Here is a 16,829-nt window from a genome sequence, read left to right as displayed (position 1 = left end):
GAAATAACCGACACCACGGTTATTCGCGCAGCGCTACCTTCAGCGCCATGGAATCTTCAACTCCCCGCCTGTGGGACATCTCGCCGCCCGTGCACGAGGGCGCGCCGGTTTTCCCAGGCGACACGCCCTACCGCCAGCGCTGGGCCGCGACCATCGCGCCGGGCTGCCCGGTCAATGTCAGCGAGATCACGCTCTCGCCGCACGTCGGCGCGCATGCCGATGCGCCGCTGCATTACGACGCCGACGGTGCCACCATCGGCGCGGTCGAGCTGACGCCCTTCCTGGGGCGTTGCCGCGTCATCCACGCCATCGACTGCGGGCCGCTGGTCGAGTGGCGCCACATCGAGCACGCCCTGCAGCACGACCTGCCGCCGCGCGTGCTGGTGCGCACCTATCGCCGCATGCCTATAGAGCGCTGGGATCCGCAGCTCTCGGCCTATGCGCCCGGCACCATCGAGCGCCTGGCCGACCTGGGCGTGACGCTGGTGGGCATCGACACCGCCAGCATCGATCCGGCCGACAGCAAGCGCCTGGACAGCCATCAGGTGATCCGCCAGCGCGGCCTGCGCGTGCTGGAGAACCTGGTGCTGGACGACGTGCCCGAGGGCGACTACGAACTCATCGCGCTGCCGCTGAAGCTGGTCAGCGCCGACGCCTCTCCCGTGCGTGCCGTGCTGCGCGAACTGATCTCCTAGAAGAAACTGCTGATGAAACTCGAAGACTGCAAGCGCCTCGATGCGCAAGACCCCTTGGGCGCCCTGCGCGATCAATTCCTCTTGCCCGAGGGCGTGATCTACCTGGACGGAAATTCGCTGGGCGTGCTGCCGAAGACCGCCCCCGCGCGCGTGGCCGAGGTGGTGGCCAAGGAATGGGGCGAAGGCCTGATCCGCTCCTGGAACAGCGCCGGCTGGTTCGACCTGCCGCAGCGCCTGGGCGACATGGTCGGGCGCCTCGTCGGCGCGGCGCCCGGCGAAGTGGTGTGCACCGACAGCACCTCGATCAACCTCTACAAGGTGCTGTTCGCCGCCATGGCCCAGGCCAAGGCGACGGATGCGAAACGGCGCGTGGTGCTGAGCGAGCGCAGCAACTTCCCGACCGACCTGTACATCGCCGAATCGCTGTGCCGCGAGCACGGCATGCAGCTGCGGCTGATCGACAACGAAAGCGAGCTGCCCGCCGCCATCACGCAAGACGTGGCGGTGCTGATGCTCACCCATGTGAACTACCGCACCGGCGCCATGCACGACATGGCGCAGCTGACGGCCGCGGCCCATGCGGCCGGCGCGCTGACGGTGTGGGACCTGGCGCACAGCGCCGGCGCGGTACCGGTGGCACTGAACGAAAGCAACGCCGACTTCGCCATCGGCTGCGGCTACAAGTACCTCAACGGCGGCCCCGGCGCGCCCGCCTTTGCCTGGGTCCACACGCGCCACGCAGGGCAGTTCATGCAGCCGCTGTCGGGCTGGTGGGGCCATGCCGCGCCGTTCGAATTCACGCCGCACTATCGGCCGGCCCCGGGCGTCGCGCGCTACCTGTGCGGTACACAACCGATCGTCAGCCTGGCAGCGCTGGAGTGCGGGCTGGACACCGTGCTTGCCGCCGAGCCCCACGGCGGCATGGCGGCGCTGCGTGCCAAGTCGCTGGCGCTCACCGATGCCTTCATCACGCTGGTGGAAGAGCGCTGCCCCGGCCGCTTCCAGCTGATCACGCCGCGCGAGCATGACCGGCGCGGCTCGCAGGTCTGCCTGGCCATGCAGCAGCAGGAGACGCCGACCCAGGCTTACGCCATCGTGCAAGCCTTGATCGCGCGCGGCGTGATCGGCGACTACCGCGCCGGCGACTCGCCCGAGGAAGCGCCGGGCCGCTCCCAAGCTTCCGAGCGCCCCTCGGGGGCCGGCCCCGGCTTGGCGGGGCCCGGGGGCCGGCGCTATCCAGACATCCTGCGCTTCGGCTTCACGCCGCTGTACCTGAGCTTCGAGGACGTGTGGAATTCGGTGGAGCACATCGTGCAGGTGCTGGAGCGCGAAGAATGGAAGCGCCCCGAATTCAATGCCAAGAACGCAGTGACCTGAGCAGCGCCATGAGTACCACCGAAAAAATCGTGCAGGACGAAAAAGCCCAACTGGACTTCAGCCAGTCCATGAGCTATGGCGACTACCTGCACCTGGACGAGGTGCTGAACGCCCAGCACCCGCTCTCGCCCGCGCACGACGAGATGCTCTTCATCATCCAGCACCAGACCAGCGAACTGTGGATGAAGCTGATGCTGCACGAGCTGGGCGGCGCCACGGCCTGCATCGCGGCCGACCGCCTGCCCGATGCCTTCAAGATGCTGGCGCGGGTGAGCCGCATCATGGAACAGCTGGTGAGCGCATGGACGGTGCTCTCGACCATGACGCCGCCCGAATACACCGCGATGCGCCCCTACCTGGCCAACTCCAGCGGTTTTCAGAGCGCGCAGTACCGTTGCATCGAGTTCGCACTGGGCAACAAGAACGCCGCCATGCTCAAGCCCCACGCGCACCGGCCCGAGCTGCTGGCGCAGGTGGAGGCGGCTTACCGCGCGCCCTCGCTTTATGACGAAGCGCTTCGCCTCCTGGCGCGCCAGGGCCTGCCGGTGCCGGCCGATCGCCTGGCGCGCGATTGGACGGAGCCCTATACCGCCAGCGATGGCGTTGAAGCGGCCTGGCTGATCGTCTACCGCGATCCGCACGCGCACTGGGACCTCTACCAGCTGGGCGAAAAACTCACGGACATCGAGGATGCCTTCCGGCTCTGGCGCTTCCGCCACGTGACCAGCGTGGAGCGCGTGATCGGGTTCAAACGTGGCACTGGCGGCACGGGCGGCGTAAGCTATCTGCGCAAGATGCTCGACGTGGTGCTCTTTCCGGAGATCTGGAAGCTGCGCACCGATTTGTAGTAGCCGACGCCCAGAAACAAGGGAGGCCTGGATGGACGACTTCTTCTCCGCCGACGAACGCATGCAACTGCGCGCACACGGCATCGTGATCTTTGCCGGCCGCGTGATCTTCGACGCGCGCGCACCCATCACCGACCAGCAGCTGTCCGCCATCGAGGCGGCCTGCATCGGCCCGGTGCCGCCCTCCCTGCTGGCGCTGTGGCGCGAGACCGCGGGCGGCGCACTCGACTACGATCTCTCGGTGCGCATGAACGGCAGCGAGGAGCCCGTTCATTGGGCCGAGCTGTTCGGCTACGGCCCCGAGGGCTTTCTCGACCTGCCGGGCTGGATCGCCCACGAGCGCGAGCACGGCGCCGGCACCGACACGCAGGGCAAGGGCTGGGCGCCGAAGCTGGCCGCCCTGCCCTTCGGCGGCTTCGAGGACAGCGACCGGATCTATGCCGTGACCGAACCCGGCGCGCAGTTCGGCCACATCCTGGCCTGGAAGCAGGGCCTGCCGGAGGCCTGGCCGCATGCCATGCACCAGGACGGCCTGGCCACCGTGGCCACCGACCTGGAAGGCGCCCTGGCCGCGCTGCACCTGGCCGAAGACCCGCTGGCGCCGGCCGGCGACTATTTCACCGGCCAGGCGCTGCTGGACTACCTGGACGAGCGGCACGGCGATCACGGCCTGGACCTGGACCTGGCCGACAAGCTGATCGCCTACTACCGCCGCGCCCTGATCGACTGGCGCACGCCGCTGACCGAAGGCCGGCTCGCGCAGGAGGCACCGCTGGCCGCGCAGATCGCGCAGCGCCACGCCATCGCCACCGACGATGCCGGGCTCATCAACGAACTGGCGGCCGCCGGCCTGCGCTTCGAGGCCCCCCTGCACGGCAGCGCCCTGCCCACCGACCTGGCGCTGTCGCACGGTGCCTACGCGGCGGCGGCGGCGCTGGTCGAGGCCGATGCGCCATTGAGTCCCGACGCGCTGGACAACATCGAAGGCGCGATCTCGCCCGAGCTCACGCAGGAGCTGCTGGCCCGTGGGGCCCAGCCCAGCATGCATGCCATGGCCCAGTGCGTGGCCGCCGGTGCGCCGGCGGCGGCGCGGGTCATCGCCAAGGCCTACGAGAAGGCGCACGACGACCTGCCGCAGGCTTTCGAATCGGCACGTGGCGCCTTGCTGGAACAGCTGCAGGCCGCGCTGGCCGAAGCCAGCAGCGCCGGCCTGTCGCAGGAACTCGGCGCCGAGGGGCTGGCCGAGCGCATCCGGCACTTGCAGAGCTTCTCGCTCTAAGCGCCCGCCCTCAGCCCTCGTAGAGCCAGGGGTTGTCGAGCAGGTGCGCGCCAAGCACGCGCAGGGCTGCGTCGCGCGCCAGGCGGCGCGCACCGCTGGCATGGAACATCTCGCCATTGCGCTGTGCCCTGGCCTGCACCCGCGCATTGCGCTGCCAGCGGGCGGCGGCGTAGCGGCTGAAGGCGGCAGGCAGTTCTGCGGCGCTGCCTCCGGCCACGCGTTCGGCCAGCGCCACCGCGTCTTCGATCGCCATGCCGGCGCCCTGCGCCAGGTAGGGCAGCATCGGATGCGCCGCATCGCCCAGCAGGGCCACGCGGCCGCGCACCATCTCGTCGGGGCCGGCCAGCGGCGGCCGGTCGTTGAGTTGCCAGGCGCGCCAGTACGGCATGGCTTCGATGAGCGGACGCACGCCGCCGCAGCGCTCGCCGATGGCGGCCAGCAGCGCCGCCAGGTCGGCCTGCTGGTCCCAGTCGGCAGGATCCTGCTTTTGCGCGGCCGCGCCGCCGGGCTGCACTTCGGCAATCACCACCAGATTGAGCCAGTCGCCGCCGCGCACCGGATAGGCCACGGCGTGCAGGCGCTCGCCCAGCCAGACCTGCACGTCGGTGCGGCGCAGGCCGGCGGGCAGCATCTCCATGGGCGCCAGCGCGCGCCACGCGGTGTGGCCGGTGGCGCGCGGCGGCTGTGCCTCTTCGACCACGCGCGAACGCACCAGGCTCCACAGGCCGTCGGCGCCGACCAGGCCATCGCCCTCCCAGGCACGCAGCTGGTCGCCGCCCAGGCACACGGTCTCGCCGCGCGCCGCCACCTGGATGATGCGCACGCCGGTGCAGAGCTCGACCCTGGGCGCGCACGCGCGCGCCGCTTCCAGCAACACGGAATGCAAGTCCGCGCGATGCATGCACAGATAGGGACCGTCGTACTTGCGTTCGATGGAATCGGCCAGCGGCATGCGCGCCAACAGGCTGCCATCCTGCGCGTCGCGCACCGCCACGGCCGGGGGACGCGCCGCCAGCCGCAGGGCCGGTTCCAGCAGGTCCAGCGCCTTCAGGCGCCGCGTGACATTGGGGCCAAGCTGGACGCCGGCGCCGATCTCGCCGAAGGCGTGCGCCTGCTCCAGCACCTCCACGCTCTGGCCACGGCGGGCCAAGGCAACGGCGGCCGCAAGTCCGCCAATGCCGCCGCCGGCAACGAGGATGCGCGCCGGCATCTCAGCGGACGCGGGTGAGGGGAACCTCGATCGGCCCGGCCTTGGCCTGGGTCTTTTTTTCGTCGCCGCCGGCGCAGGCTGGCGAGCAACTGTCGCAGGCGCCGCATCCGGATTTCTTGGCCAGCGATGCGGCCAGTTGCTCGGCGCGCGCCTCGTCCACCAGGCCGGCGCGCTGCCCGCCGGCGGCCAGCCTGGCAGCCAGGCTGCGGCGCCAGGGCGCGGGCATCCAGCGCCAGGCCAGGTAAAGCGCCGCCAAGGCGACGATGAGTGCGACGATGACTTCTTGAACCATGACGATGGTCAGCCGGCCCCCAGGGCCAATGCAATGCGGTAGGTGACGAAGCACGCAATATAGGCCAGGGCGAACAGATAGCCCGCCATGATCCACACGTAGCGCCACGAATTCGTCTCGCGCTTCACCGCCGCCAGGGTCGAGATGCACTGCGGCGCAAACACGTACCAGACCAGCAGCGACAAGGCGGTGGCCAGGCTCCAGCTTTGCATGATGAGCGGCTGCAGCTGGTTGGCCACGTCGTCGCCGGTGGCCGACAGCGCGTAGACGGTGCCGAGCGCGCCCACCGCCACCTCGCGCGCCGCCAGGCCCGGCACCAGCGCGATCGAGATCTGCCAGTTGAAGCCGATGGGCGAGAAGATGTGCTCCAGGCCGCGCCCGATCATGCCGGCCAGGCTGTACTGGATGGCCGGGCCGGTGGCGCCTTCAGGCGGCGCCGGAAAGGTGGAAAGGAACCACAAGAGGATCATCAAGGTGAGGATGATCGTGCCCACGCGACGGATGAAGATCCAGGCCCGCTCGTACAGGCCCAGCGCCAGGTTGCGCAGGCTGGGCCAGCGGTAGGCGGGCAGCTCCATCATCAGCGGCGAATGGACGGCGGCGCCGCGCCAGCGCTTCATGACCCAGGCCACCGCCATCGCCGAGACGATGCCGAACACGTACAGGGCGAACAGCACCAGGCCCTGCAGGTTGAACACCCCGCCCACGGTCTTCTCGGGAATGAAGGCGGCGATCAGCAGCGCATAGACCGGCAGGCGCGCCGAGCAGGTCATGAGCGGCGCGATCATGATGGTCACCAGCCGGTCGCGCCAGTGGCTGATGGTGCGGGTGGCCATCACGCCCGGAATGGCGCAGGCAAAGCTGGACAAGAGCGGAATGAAGGAGCGGCCCGACAGGCCCACGGTGCCCATCACCCGGTCCAGGAGGAAAGCCGCGCGCGGCAGGTAGCCGGAATCTTCCAGCGCCAGGATGAACAGGAACAGGATCAGAATCTGCGGCAGGAAGACGATCACGCCGCCGGCGCCGGCGATCACCCCGTCCACCAGCAAGCTTTGCAGCATCCCCTCGGGCACCACCGCCTTGACCAGTTCGCCCACGGCGGCAGTGCCCTGCTCGATCAGGCCCATGGGCACTTCGGCCCAGCTGAACACCGCCTGGAACATCAGGAACAGCGCCGCGGCCAGCACCAGCATGCCCCACAGCGGATGCAGCACCACGCGGTCGATCTTGTCGCTGGTGTCCAGGCTGCCCACCGGCTCGCGCACCGCCACCGCCAGGATGCGGCGCACCTCGCGCTGGGTGTCCAGCACATCCTCGAAGGCAGGCGCCTTCCAGGCGGCCGGCTTGCCGGCAGCCACCGGCACGTCGATGGCCGCCAGCAGCCCCTTGGCGCCGTCGGCACTGACGCCCACCGTCTCGACCACCGGCACGCCCAGTTCGCGCGAAAGCTTCTCGGTATCGACCTGGATGCCCTGGCGGCGCGCCATGTCGCTCATGTTGAGTGCCACCAGCATCGGCAGGCCCAGCGCGCGGGCTTCCAGCACCAGGCGCAGGTTCAGGCGCAGGTTGGTGGCGTCGGTGACGCACACCAGCAGATCGGGCAGCGCTTCGTCGCTCTTGCCCGTGACCACGTCGCGCGTCACCGCCTCGTCGGCGGAGAGCGCATTCAGGCTGTAGGCGCCGGGCAGGTCCAGCACGAAGACACGGCGGCCGGAGGGCGTCTTCAAGAGACCCTCCTTGCGCTCCACGGTCACGCCCGCATAGTTGGCCACCTTCTGGCGGCTGCCGGTCAAGAGGTTGAACAGGGCCGTCTTGCCGCAGTTCGGGTTGCCCAGCAGGGCCACGCGCGCCGGCACTTGCAGGGTGCTCGTTGTTGCCTCAGCCATGCTTGGCAGCTCCCGGCACGACGCGAATCAGCGCGGCCTCGTGGCGGCGCAGCGCAAACGTGGTGTGGCCCAGACGCACCGCCAGCGGCTCGCGCCCCGGCACGCCACTGGCGACGATGCGCACCGTCTCGCCCGGCACGAAGCCGATCTCCGTGAGGCGCAGCGCCAGTTCGCGGTCTTCGGCGTCCTCGGGCCGCTGCACGTCCAGCACGGTGGCCCACTGTTGGCTGGGAAGTTGGTCAAGGCCCAAGGCGGCCGCTGCTACACCGTTCAAAGTCGTCACCCGAAAGGCCCCTGTTTTCAAAAATGAGAATTATTCTCGAAAACTCGGCCGGCGGGCGACTCAGGGCCAAAACCACCCCTTCATATGCCTTTCTGGCGGGTCCGGGAGGCGGCCATGGCGAATGGAGGCGGCTGCTTGCACCTCTAGCCAGTTCCCGCGCTCGGGGGCGCTGCCTACACTTTTTGTGAGCAGATTCAAGGAGGCAGCGCGATGGCACGAAACATCCTGGCATCGGTAGGACTGGGCGGCGCCAATCGCGCCGACGACGTGGTGACGGTGCAGTCCATGCTGAACTGTGTGCCGCTGGGCAGCGGCGGGCCAACGCCTGCACTGGACACCGACGGCAAGTGCGGCCCGCTGACGGTAGGCGCCATCCGCAACTTCCAGTTCGCCCAGTTCAAGTCATCAGACGGCCGGGTGGACGTGGGGCAACGCACCATCGAGCGGCTGCAGAGCTTCGACACCGGCCCGGGCCAAGGCGCCACGCCGGTGCCCGGAGGCATCGTGTTGCCGCAGATCGTGACGCCGCCTGGGTATCTGCCGCCCAAGTCGGATGTGCCGCCCAATCCCTCGATCGACATCCCGGCCGGACTGTCGCCGCTGCGCCGCAAGATCCTGGAGATCGGCATGGGCGAGGCCTTGCCCGAGCCGGCCGTGACCGACCTGAAGACCCTGCAGGATGGCGGCCAGACGGTGCGCGCCGGCTGGAAGCGGCTCAAGCAGTACTTCGATGAGGGCGTGGAAGGCTGGAGCGAGCAGAAGTGGAAGGACAAGGCCACCTACGACGGCGTGCGCATTCCGGGCCGGCGAATTCCGCAACCCGGCACTTCCGGCGTGAGCTGGTGCGGCATCTTCGCCACCTGGGTCGCGCGATCGGCGGGCATCGAGACCCAATGGCGCATGGGCCTCGGCCCCAGCGGCCTGAAGCTGCACTACGCGCGCGACTGCAAGCCGGGCGATATCGCCGTGATGGCGAAGAACGTGCACCACTTCATCATCGCCGGGCCGATTTCCGACACCGTCCTCACCATCAACGGCAATTCGGACAACCAGAGCATCCAGGTGAAGCCGCGGCCGTTGAGCAGCGTGGTGTACTTCTACAGCGTCGAGGACTGAACTTCAGGCCGCAAGAAGTTGCCGCAGCACGAAGGGCAGGATGCCGCCGTGCTGGTAGTAGTCCACCTCGATCGGCGTGTCGATGCGCAGGCGCACCTTCACCTCTTGCGCGCTGCCGTCGGCGCGGTGGATCACCAGCTTGACGTCCATCTGCGGCTTGAGCTCGCCGCCGACGACCACGTCGATCTTCTCGTCACCCTTGAGCTTGAGCGATTCCCACGAATCGCTGCCCAGGAACTGGAGCGGCAGCACGCCCATGCCCACCAGGTTGGCGCGGTGGATGCGCTCGAAGCTGCGTGCCACCACCGCCTTGATGCCCAGGAGCTGCGTGCCCTTGGCCGCCCAGTCGCGCGATGAGCCGGTACCGTATTCCTCGCCGCCGAAGATCACCGTGGGCACGCCGGCCGCCATGTATTTTTGCGCCGCGTCGTAGATGAACATCTTCTCGCCGCCGGGCTGGTAGAGCGTGACGCCGCCCTCCTCCCGCGTGGCGTTGGCATCCGGCGGGATCATCAGGTTCTTGATGCGCACGTTCGCAAAGGTGCCGCGCATCATCACCTCGTGGTTGCCGCGGCGCGAGCCGTAGCTGTTGAAGTCGGCCTTGCTCACGCCGTGCTCCTTGAGCCAGCGGCCGGCGGGCGAGCTTTCCTTGATGGAGCCGGCCGGCGAGATGTGGTCGGTGGTGATCGAGTCGCCGAACAGCGCCATGATGCGCGCGCCCTGGATGCCGGGGTCCGAGGCCGTCGGCTGCAGCTTGAAGCCGTCGAAGAAGGGCGGCTGGGCGATGTAGGTGGACTTGGGCCAGTCGTAGACCTGGCCGGTGGTGCCCTGGATGCTGGTCCACAGCTTGCCCGGCTCGTCCTTGATCTTCTCGTAGTTCTGGCGGAAGGCCTTGGCGTTCATGGCGAGAAGCAGGTTCTCGTCGATCTCCTTCGCGCTCGGCCAGATGTCGCCCAGGTACACGTCCTTGCCGCCCTTGCCCTTGCCCACCGGCTGCGTCATCAGGTCGACCATCACGTTGCCGGCAATCGCGTAGGCCACCACCAGCGGTGGCGAGGCCAGGAAGTTGGCCTTCAGGTTCGGGTGGATGCGCGCCTCGAAATTGCGGTTGCCCGACAGCACCGCCGCGCACACCAGGTCGTTTCGGGTGATGGCTTCGTTGATCTCCGGTGCCAGGTCGCCGGCATTGCCGATGCAGGTGGTGCAGCCGTAGCCGGCGAGGTAGAAGCCCAGCTTCTCAAGATAGGGCAAGAGGCCGGCCTTCTCCAGGTACTCGGTGACGATGCGCGAGCCCGGCGCCAGCGAGGTCTTCACGTGCGGCTTCACCTTGAGCCCCGCCTGCACCGCCTTCTTGGCCAAGAGGCCCGCCGCCAGCAGCACGCTGGGGTTGGAAGTGTTGGTGCAGGAGGTGATGGCGGCGATCAGCACGTCGCCATTGCCGATGCTCACCTGGCTGGCCGCCACCGCCGGGGCCGAAGCCGCGATGTGGGCTGCCGCATGCGTCGGGCGATTGGCTTCCATCTCCACCACCGGCGCCGGTGCGCCGGGTGCGGCCTCGGGTGCCTCGTCCTCGCCGGCCTGGCCAGTGGCGGGCAGCGGGTGGCGCAGGTGCAGCTTGTCGGCCGGCTGGTTGAAGCCGTTGGCCTCGTTCGGCTTGCTGTAGAGCTCGGAGAATTGAGTCGAGAGCTTGCCCAGGTCGATGCGGTCCTGCGGGCGCTTGGGGCCAGCCAGGCTGGGCGTGACGGTGCCCAGGTCCAGCTTGACGGTCTTGGTGAAGTTGAGTTCGCCGGGGGCCGGCATGCCGAACAGGCCCTGCGCCTTGTAGTAGGCCTCGAAGCGCTCGATCTCGCCGTCCTTGCGGCCAGTGCCTCTGAAGTAGTCCAGCGTCTTGTCGTCGACCGGGAAGAAGCCCATGGTGGCGCCGTACTCGGGCGCCATGTTGCCGATGGTGGCGCGGTCCGGAACCGGGATGGAGGCGGCACCCGGGCCGAAGAACTCGACGAACTTGCCCACCACCTTCTCGGCGCGCAGGATGTTGGTGACGTACAGCACCAGGTCGGTGGCAGTAACGCCTTCGCGCAGTTGGCCGCTGAGCTCGAAACCCACCACATCGGGCGTCAGCATGTACACCGGTTGGCCCAGCATGGCGGCCTCGGCCTCGATACCGCCCACGCCCCAGCCCACCACGCCGATGCCGTTGATCATGGTCGTGTGGCTGTCGGTGCCCACCAGCGAGTCGGGGTAGTAGACCGGCGCTTTCGAGTCGTCATTCGGGTTCTTGTAGACGCCGCGCGCGAAGTACTCCAGGTTGACCTGGTGCACGATGCCAAAGCCCGGCGGCACCACGCCGAAGGTGTCGAAGGCCTGCATGCCCCACTTCATGAACTGGTAGCGCTCGTGGTTGCGCTGGAACTCCAGCTTCATGTTCAGATCCAGCGCCTTGGGCGTGCCGTAGTGGTCGACCATCACCGAGTGGTCCACCACCAGGTCGACCGGCACCAGCGGCTCGATGGTCTTGGGCGACTTGCCCAATTGCTTGGCCACGCTGCGCATGGCGGCCAGGTCGGCCAACAGTGGCACGCCGGTGAAGTCCTGCAGCACCACCCGGGTCACGACGAAGGGGATCTCGTCCACCCGCTCGGCGTTGGGCTGCCAGTTGGCCAGGGCTTCGACGTGCGCGGGCAGCACTTTCTGCCCGTCGCAATTGCGCAGCACCGACTCCAGCACGATGCGGATCGAGACCGGCAGCCTGTTGACGTTGGGGTACTTCCTGGCGAGCTCGGGCAGCGAGTAGAAGCTGCCCACCTTGCCCGATTGGGTCTTGAAGGTCTTGCGCGTAGCGGCGAAGGCGTGTGCCGAATCCGGGGTCATGTGCAACTCCTTGTTCCTTGTTGATACGTGGGGGCTGAACCTGTCACTTGAAGATAGCAGGGATCGTTGAAAGGACGCTGTCAGCATGCGTGCTGCCGGCATGACCTGTGAGGTCATGTCGCCGATGACGCCCAAGACATTAGTATCCGCGCCATGAACCCGCAAGCCGCTTCGACGCCGACCGCTGCCGACCCCTTTGGCAGGCATCTGCGCCACTGGCGCCAGCAGCGCCGCCTGAGCCAGCTCGACCTGGCGCAGGAGGCCGACATCTCCACCCGCCACTTGAGTTATGTGGAAACCGGCCGCGCCGCGCCCAGCCGCGAGATGGTGCTGCGCCTGGCCGAACGGCTGGAAGTGCCGCTGCGCGAGCGCAATGCCCTCTTGGTGGCGGCGGGCTATGCACCGATGTACCGCCAACGCTCGCTGGACGATCCGGCGCTCTCGGCGGCGCGGCGCGCGGTGGATCTGGTGCTCAAGGGTCATGAACCCTTCCCGGCGCTGGCGGTGGACCGCCACTGGCACCTGGTGGCGGCCAATGCGGTGGTGCCGCTGTTGATGGCGGGGGCTTCGCCCGAACTCCTGAAGCCGCCCGTCAATGTGCTGCGCCTGAGTCTGCACCCGCAAGGCCTGGCGCCGCGCATCGCCAACCTGGCGCAGTGGCGCGAGCACTTGTTGGAGCGCCTGGCCCAGCAGATTGCGGCGACCGGGGACAGCGTGCTGTCCGCCTTGCGCAGCGAACTGGCCGCCTACCCCATCGATCACCCGGGCCAGCAGGGGCCCGTCGCCGGCAGTGAACTGGCCGGCGTGGTCGTGCCTTTTCAGCTGATGACGCCGCAAGGGGTACTGAGCTTCATCAGCACCACTACCATCTTCGGCACGCCGGTGGATGTGACTCTGCAGGAGCTGGCGGTGGAGTCCTTCTTCCCGGCCGATGCCCGGACGGCCGAAGCCCTGTCGACCTTGCGAGGCTGACCGGTCAGCGGCGCGCGGGCCGGCCGGCGCGCTGAACCTCAGCCGCCCGACGGCTTGCCCGTTCGCTCGTCGTCGATCGCCTTCTGCACCGCCTTGTAGAAATCCTCGCGGCTTGCGCTGGCAACCCGGTCCACCGCCCCGCCGGCCCAGTTGGCGTTGGAGGCGATGACCAGATCGCGCTTCGGATCGATGAAGATGCCCTGGCCGAAGATGCCGCGTGCGGCAAAGCTGCCGTCGTCGTAGGTCCACCACTGGTAGCCGTAGCCGCGGCCCGGCTGCCCGATCGGCATGCGGCTGGTGGTGGCCTGGGCCAGCCAGCCATCGGGCACCATGGGTGACCCGCCGCTGGCGGCGCCATCCAGGATGAAGCGGCCGAAGCGAGCCATGTCGCGCGTGGCGGCCTGGATGCAGCAGCCGCTGATCTCCTGGCCGGTGCGGCTCAGGAGCCAGGTCGCCTGTTGCTCCATGCCGGCCGGCACCCAGATCTTTTCCGAAAGGTAGGTGGCCAGCGGCTTGCCTGTGGCGCGTGCGACCAGCACGCCCACCAGGTTGGTCTCGCCGGTGCTGTAGTTCCAGCGCGTACCGGGCGGCGCCACGCGCGGCAGCTTGCGCAGGTAGCTCACCAGCGAATCGACGCCCTCCTCGGGCTGGTGGTTGTTGAAGCGCGCCACGTCCGACTGCGGGTCGGCGTAGTCCTCGTTCCAGCCCACGCCCGAGCTCATGGTCAGCAGCTGGCGGATGCTGACATCGTCATAGGCCGAGCCTTTCATCTCCCGGATGTAGTCGCTGACCTTGTCGTCCAGGCTGCGGATGTGGCCGTCGCGCACGGCCGCCCCCAACAGCGTGGAGGTGATGGACTTGGCGACGGAGAAGCTGGTCCATCGGCCCTCGCGCTCGAAGCCCAGGCCGTAGCGTTCCAGGCGCAGCTTGCCGCCTTGCAGGATCAGCAGCGCCGCGCTGCGCTGCCCTGCCATGTACGCATCGAGGTCCAGCGGCAGGGCCAGCGGCGGACCGGGTGGCAGCGGTGAGGTCGTGGCGCCCGCAGCCACCACGCGCGCCTTGGCCAGCACGGGCAGGCGGTCCAGCGCGCGAAAGGCGGCGTCACGCTGCGGCTGGCTCCAGAACAGCAGGTCGCGGTTGGTCGGCAGCGTGGCCAACAGTCCGCGCGTTTCCTTGTCCAGGCTGGCCCAGCCCGCGGTGCCAGCAACGGCCAGCACTGCCACAGCGCCCAGGATGATCTTGCGAAATTTCATGTTCTCGTCCCTCGTCGGATGTGTCAGCGCATTGGACAGGACAGCGGCGGTGCAGCGCATCCGTTGCGCACCCGATGGCGCAGGCAAAAAAAGACCCGCCGAAGCGGGTCTCTTGCTGCGTCGGCAGAGGATCAGGCCGAAACCGTCGCCGCTGCCCGCGTGAACTCTTCGATCTTGTCGAAGTTCAGGTACTTGTAGATCTGGTCGCCGTTGGCGTTGAGCACGCCCATGTCGGCCATGTACTCTGCCTTGCTCGGGATCTTGCCCAGCTTGGAGCAGATCGAGGCCAGCTCGGCGCTGCCCAAGTACACGTTGGTGTTCTTGCCCAGGCGGTTCGGGAAGTTGCGGGTGCTGGTGGACATCACCGTCGCGCCTTCGCGCACCTGCGCCTGGTTGCCCATGCATAGCGAGCAGCCCGGCATTTCGGTGCGGGCACCGGCGTTGCCGAACACGCCGTAGTGGCCTTCTTCGGTCAGCTGGTGCGCGTCCATCTTGGTCGGCGGTGCGATCCACAGCTTGACCGGGATGTCGCGCTTGCCTTCCAACAGCTTCGAAGCGGCACGGAAGTGGCCGATGTTGGTCATGCACGAGCCGATGAACACTTCGTCGATCTTGGCGCCGGCCACTTCGCTGAGCGTCTTCACGTCGTCCGGGTCGTTCGGGCAGGCGACGATGGGCTCGTGCACGTCGGCCAGGTCGATCTCGATCACGGCTGCGTATTCGGCGTCGGCGTCGGGCTGCAGCAGCTGCGGGTCTTTCAGCCAGGCTTCCTGTGCAGCGATGCGGCGTGCGAGCGTGCGGGCGTCGGCATAGCCTTCGGCGATCATCCACTTCATCAGCGTGATGTTGCTGTTGATGTATTCGGCGATCGGCTCCTTGTTCAGGTGCACGGTGCAGCCGGCGGCCGAGCGTTCGGCCGAAGCGTCACTCAGCTCGAAAGCCTGTTCGACCTTCAGATCCGGCAGGCCTTCGATTTCCAGGATGCGGCCGGAGAAGATGTTCTTCTTGCCCTTCTTCTCGACCGTCAGCAGGCCGGCCTTGATGGCGTACAGCGGAATGGCGTTGACCAGGTCGCGCAAGGTGACGCCGGGCTGCATCTTGCCCTTGAAACGCACCAGCACCGACTCGGGCATGTCCAGCGGCATCACGCCGGTGGCTGCCGCGAAAGCCACCAGGCCGGAACCGGCCGGGAAGCTGATGCCGATCGGAAAGCGGGTGTGGCTGTCGCCGCCCGTGCCCACGGTGTCGGGGGTCAGCAGGCGGTTGAGCCAGCTGTGGATCACGCCGTCGCCCGGACGCAGCGAGATGCCGCCGCGGGTGCTGATGAAGTCCGGCAGCTCGTGGTGCATCTTCACGTCGACCTTCTTCGGATAGGCCGCCGTGTGGCAGAACGATTGCATGACCAGGTCGGCCGAGAAGCCCAGGCAGGCCAGGTCCTTCAGCTCGTCGCGGGTCATCGGGCCGGTGGTGTCCTGCGAGCCGACCGAGGTCATCTTGGGTTCGCAGTAGGTGCCCGGGCGCACGCCTTCGCCTTCCGGCAGGCCGCAGGCGCGGCCGACCATCTTCTGGGCCAGCGAGAAGCCCTTGGTGCTGGCGGCCGGGCTTTGCGGCAGGCGGAACAGTGTGGATGCGGGCAGCCCCAGCGCTTCGCGCGCCTTGGCCGTCAGGCCGCGACCGATGATCAGCGGAATGCGGCCGCCGGCGCGCACTTCATCGAACAGCACGTCGCTCTTGACCTGGAATTGCGCGATGACTTGGCCGTCCTTCAGGGCCTTGCCTTCATAGGGGCGCAGCTCGATGGTGTCGCCCATGTTCATCTGGTTGACGTCCAGCTCGATCGGCAGCGAACCGGCGTCTTCCATGGTGTTGTAGAAGATCGGGGCGATCTTGGTGCCCAGGCAGATGCCGCCGAACTTCTTGTTGGGAATGAAGGGGATGTCTTCGCCCGTCCACCACAGCACGCTGTTGGTGGCGGACTTGCGGGATGACCCGGTGCCGACCACGTCACCCACGTAGGCCACGGGCAGGCCGCGTGCCACCAGCTCCTGGATGAACTTGACGGGGCCGCGCTTGCCGTCTTCTTCCGGCGTGAAGGGGGCGCCATCGCGCTTGTTCTTCAGCATCGCCAGCGCATGCATCGGGATGTCGGGACGAGTGGTGGCGTCGGGCGCGGGGGAGAGGTCGTCGGTGTTGGTCTCGCCAGGCACCTTGAACACGGTGAAGGTGATGCTCTTGGGCACTTCCGGGCGGCTGGTGAACCACTCGGCATCGGCCCAGCTCTGCAGCACGGCCTTGGCGTTGGCATTGCCCTTGTCGGCCAGTTCCTTGACGTCATGGAACTGGTCGAACATCAAGAGCGTCTTCTTCAGGCCCTCGGCCGCCACGGCGCCGACTTCGGCGTCGCCCAGCAGATCGATCATCGGGCCGATGTTGTAGCCGCCCAGCATGGTGCCCAAGAGCTCGGTGGCGCGGGCACGCGAGAGCACCGCGCACTTTTCGCTGCCGTGCGCCACGGCGGCCAGGTAGCTGGCCTTGACCTTGGCGGCGTCGTCCACGCCGGCCGGCACGCGGTACGTCAGCAGGTCCAGCAGGAACTCGCCTTCCTTGGCGTCGGCCGGCTTCTTCAGGAGCTCGATCAGCTCGCTGGTCTGCTGGGCCGTCAGGGGCAGCGGCGGGATGCCCAGCGCGGCGCGCTCGGCAACGTGGGCACGGTAGGCTTGCAACATTCTTCTTTCTCTCTCTGGGGT

13 protein-coding genes are annotated in these 16,829 nt (G+C 68.0%); 6 read left to right on the top strand and 7 right to left on the bottom strand.

Going from position 1 to position 16,829, the window contains the following annotated elements:
- The first annotated feature begins 47 nt into the window (after window positions 1-47).
- The 4 genes from kynB to ACIPRI_RS18320 are packed head-to-tail and all read left to right on the top strand — an operon-like array spanning window position 48 to window position 4,199.
- On the top strand, window positions 48-695 hold the full coding sequence (kynB, locus tag ACIPRI_RS18335) for an arylformamidase (protein WP_446622901.1): 648 nt from the start codon (window positions 48-50) through the stop codon (window positions 693-695).
- A 9-nt stretch (window positions 696-704) separates the two neighbouring features.
- The gene (kynU, locus tag ACIPRI_RS18330; RefSeq protein ID WP_446623055.1) at window positions 705-2,072 is read left to right on the top strand and encodes a kynureninase; all 1,368 of its coding nucleotides are present in this window, start codon (window positions 705-707) and stop codon (window positions 2,070-2,072) included.
- A gap of 8 nt (window positions 2,073-2,080) precedes the next feature.
- The gene (gene kynA / locus ACIPRI_RS18325; RefSeq protein WP_446622900.1) at window positions 2,081-2,920 is read left to right on the top strand and encodes a tryptophan 2,3-dioxygenase; all 840 of its coding nucleotides are present in this window, start codon (window positions 2,081-2,083) and stop codon (window positions 2,918-2,920) included.
- Window positions 2,921-2,951: 31 nt separating this feature from the next.
- Window positions 2,952-4,199: an SMI1/KNR4 family protein gene (locus ACIPRI_RS18320; protein ID WP_446622899.1), complete on the top strand. Its 1,248-nt coding sequence runs from the start codon at window positions 2,952-2,954 to the stop codon at window positions 4,197-4,199.
- 10 nt (window positions 4,200-4,209) lie between these two features.
- Here ACIPRI_RS18320 and ACIPRI_RS18315 read toward each other — a convergent pair whose 3' ends face one another.
- From ACIPRI_RS18315 to ACIPRI_RS18300, 4 genes are read right to left on the bottom strand one after another with little or no spacing between them, the layout of a single operon-like run.
- Complete coding sequence (locus tag ACIPRI_RS18315; RefSeq protein WP_446622898.1) at window positions 4,210-5,409, bottom strand: FAD-dependent monooxygenase; 1,200 nt, start codon at window positions 5,407-5,409, stop codon at window positions 4,210-4,212.
- A 1-nt stretch (window position 5,410) separates the two neighbouring features.
- Window positions 5,411-5,701 carry a DUF6587 family protein gene (locus ACIPRI_RS18310; RefSeq protein ID WP_446622897.1) on the bottom strand — a complete coding sequence of 97 codons (291 nt, stop codon included), beginning with the start codon at window positions 5,699-5,701 and terminating at the stop codon, window positions 5,411-5,413.
- A gap of 8 nt (window positions 5,702-5,709) precedes the next feature.
- Window positions 5,710-7,587, bottom strand: a complete 1,878-nt coding sequence (gene feoB, locus ACIPRI_RS18305) for a ferrous iron transporter B (RefSeq protein WP_446622896.1) — start codon at window positions 7,585-7,587, stop codon at window positions 5,710-5,712.
- Window positions 7,580-7,891 (bottom strand): FeoA family protein, encoded by a 312-nt coding sequence (locus ACIPRI_RS18300; RefSeq protein WP_446622895.1) that lies wholly within the window; start codon window positions 7,889-7,891, stop codon window positions 7,580-7,582. The genes feoB and ACIPRI_RS18300 overlap by 8 nt, the downstream gene beginning before the upstream one ends.
- Before the next feature lie 189 nt (window positions 7,892-8,080).
- On the opposite strand from ACIPRI_RS18300, the gene ACIPRI_RS18295 reads away from it, so the two are divergent.
- Complete coding sequence (locus ACIPRI_RS18295) at window positions 8,081-8,986, top strand: peptidoglycan-binding domain-containing protein (RefSeq protein ID WP_446622894.1); 906 nt, start codon at window positions 8,081-8,083, stop codon at window positions 8,984-8,986.
- Window positions 8,987-8,989: 3 nt separating this feature from the next.
- Here ACIPRI_RS18295 and ACIPRI_RS18290 read toward each other — a convergent pair whose 3' ends face one another.
- The gene (locus ACIPRI_RS18290) at window positions 8,990-11,857 is read right to left on the bottom strand and encodes an aconitate hydratase (RefSeq protein WP_446622893.1); all 2,868 of its coding nucleotides are present in this window, start codon (window positions 11,855-11,857) and stop codon (window positions 8,990-8,992) included.
- A 153-nt stretch (window positions 11,858-12,010) separates the two neighbouring features.
- Here ACIPRI_RS18290 and ACIPRI_RS18285 point away from each other — a divergent pair, with 153 nt between their 5' ends.
- Window positions 12,011-12,829, top strand: coding sequence for a helix-turn-helix domain-containing protein (locus tag ACIPRI_RS18285; RefSeq protein ID WP_446622892.1), 819 nt, complete (start codon window positions 12,011-12,013; stop codon window positions 12,827-12,829).
- Window positions 12,830-12,867: 38 nt separating this feature from the next.
- On the opposite strand, the gene ACIPRI_RS18280 is transcribed toward ACIPRI_RS18285, so the two are convergent.
- Together ACIPRI_RS18280 and ACIPRI_RS18275 are read right to left on the bottom strand one after the other, a co-directional pair.
- Complete coding sequence (locus tag ACIPRI_RS18280; RefSeq protein WP_446622891.1) at window positions 12,868-14,082, bottom strand: serine hydrolase domain-containing protein; 1,215 nt, start codon at window positions 14,080-14,082, stop codon at window positions 12,868-12,870.
- 131 nt (window positions 14,083-14,213) lie between these two features.
- Window positions 14,214-16,808 (bottom strand): bifunctional aconitate hydratase 2/2-methylisocitrate dehydratase, encoded by a 2,595-nt coding sequence (locus ACIPRI_RS18275; protein WP_446622890.1) that lies wholly within the window; start codon window positions 16,806-16,808, stop codon window positions 14,214-14,216.
- Window positions 16,809-16,829: the final 21 nt, after the last annotated feature.

It is taken from the genome of Variovorax sp. LARHSF232 (assembly GCF_052871435.1).
This window is presented reverse-complemented; position numbering and strand designations above follow the sequence as displayed.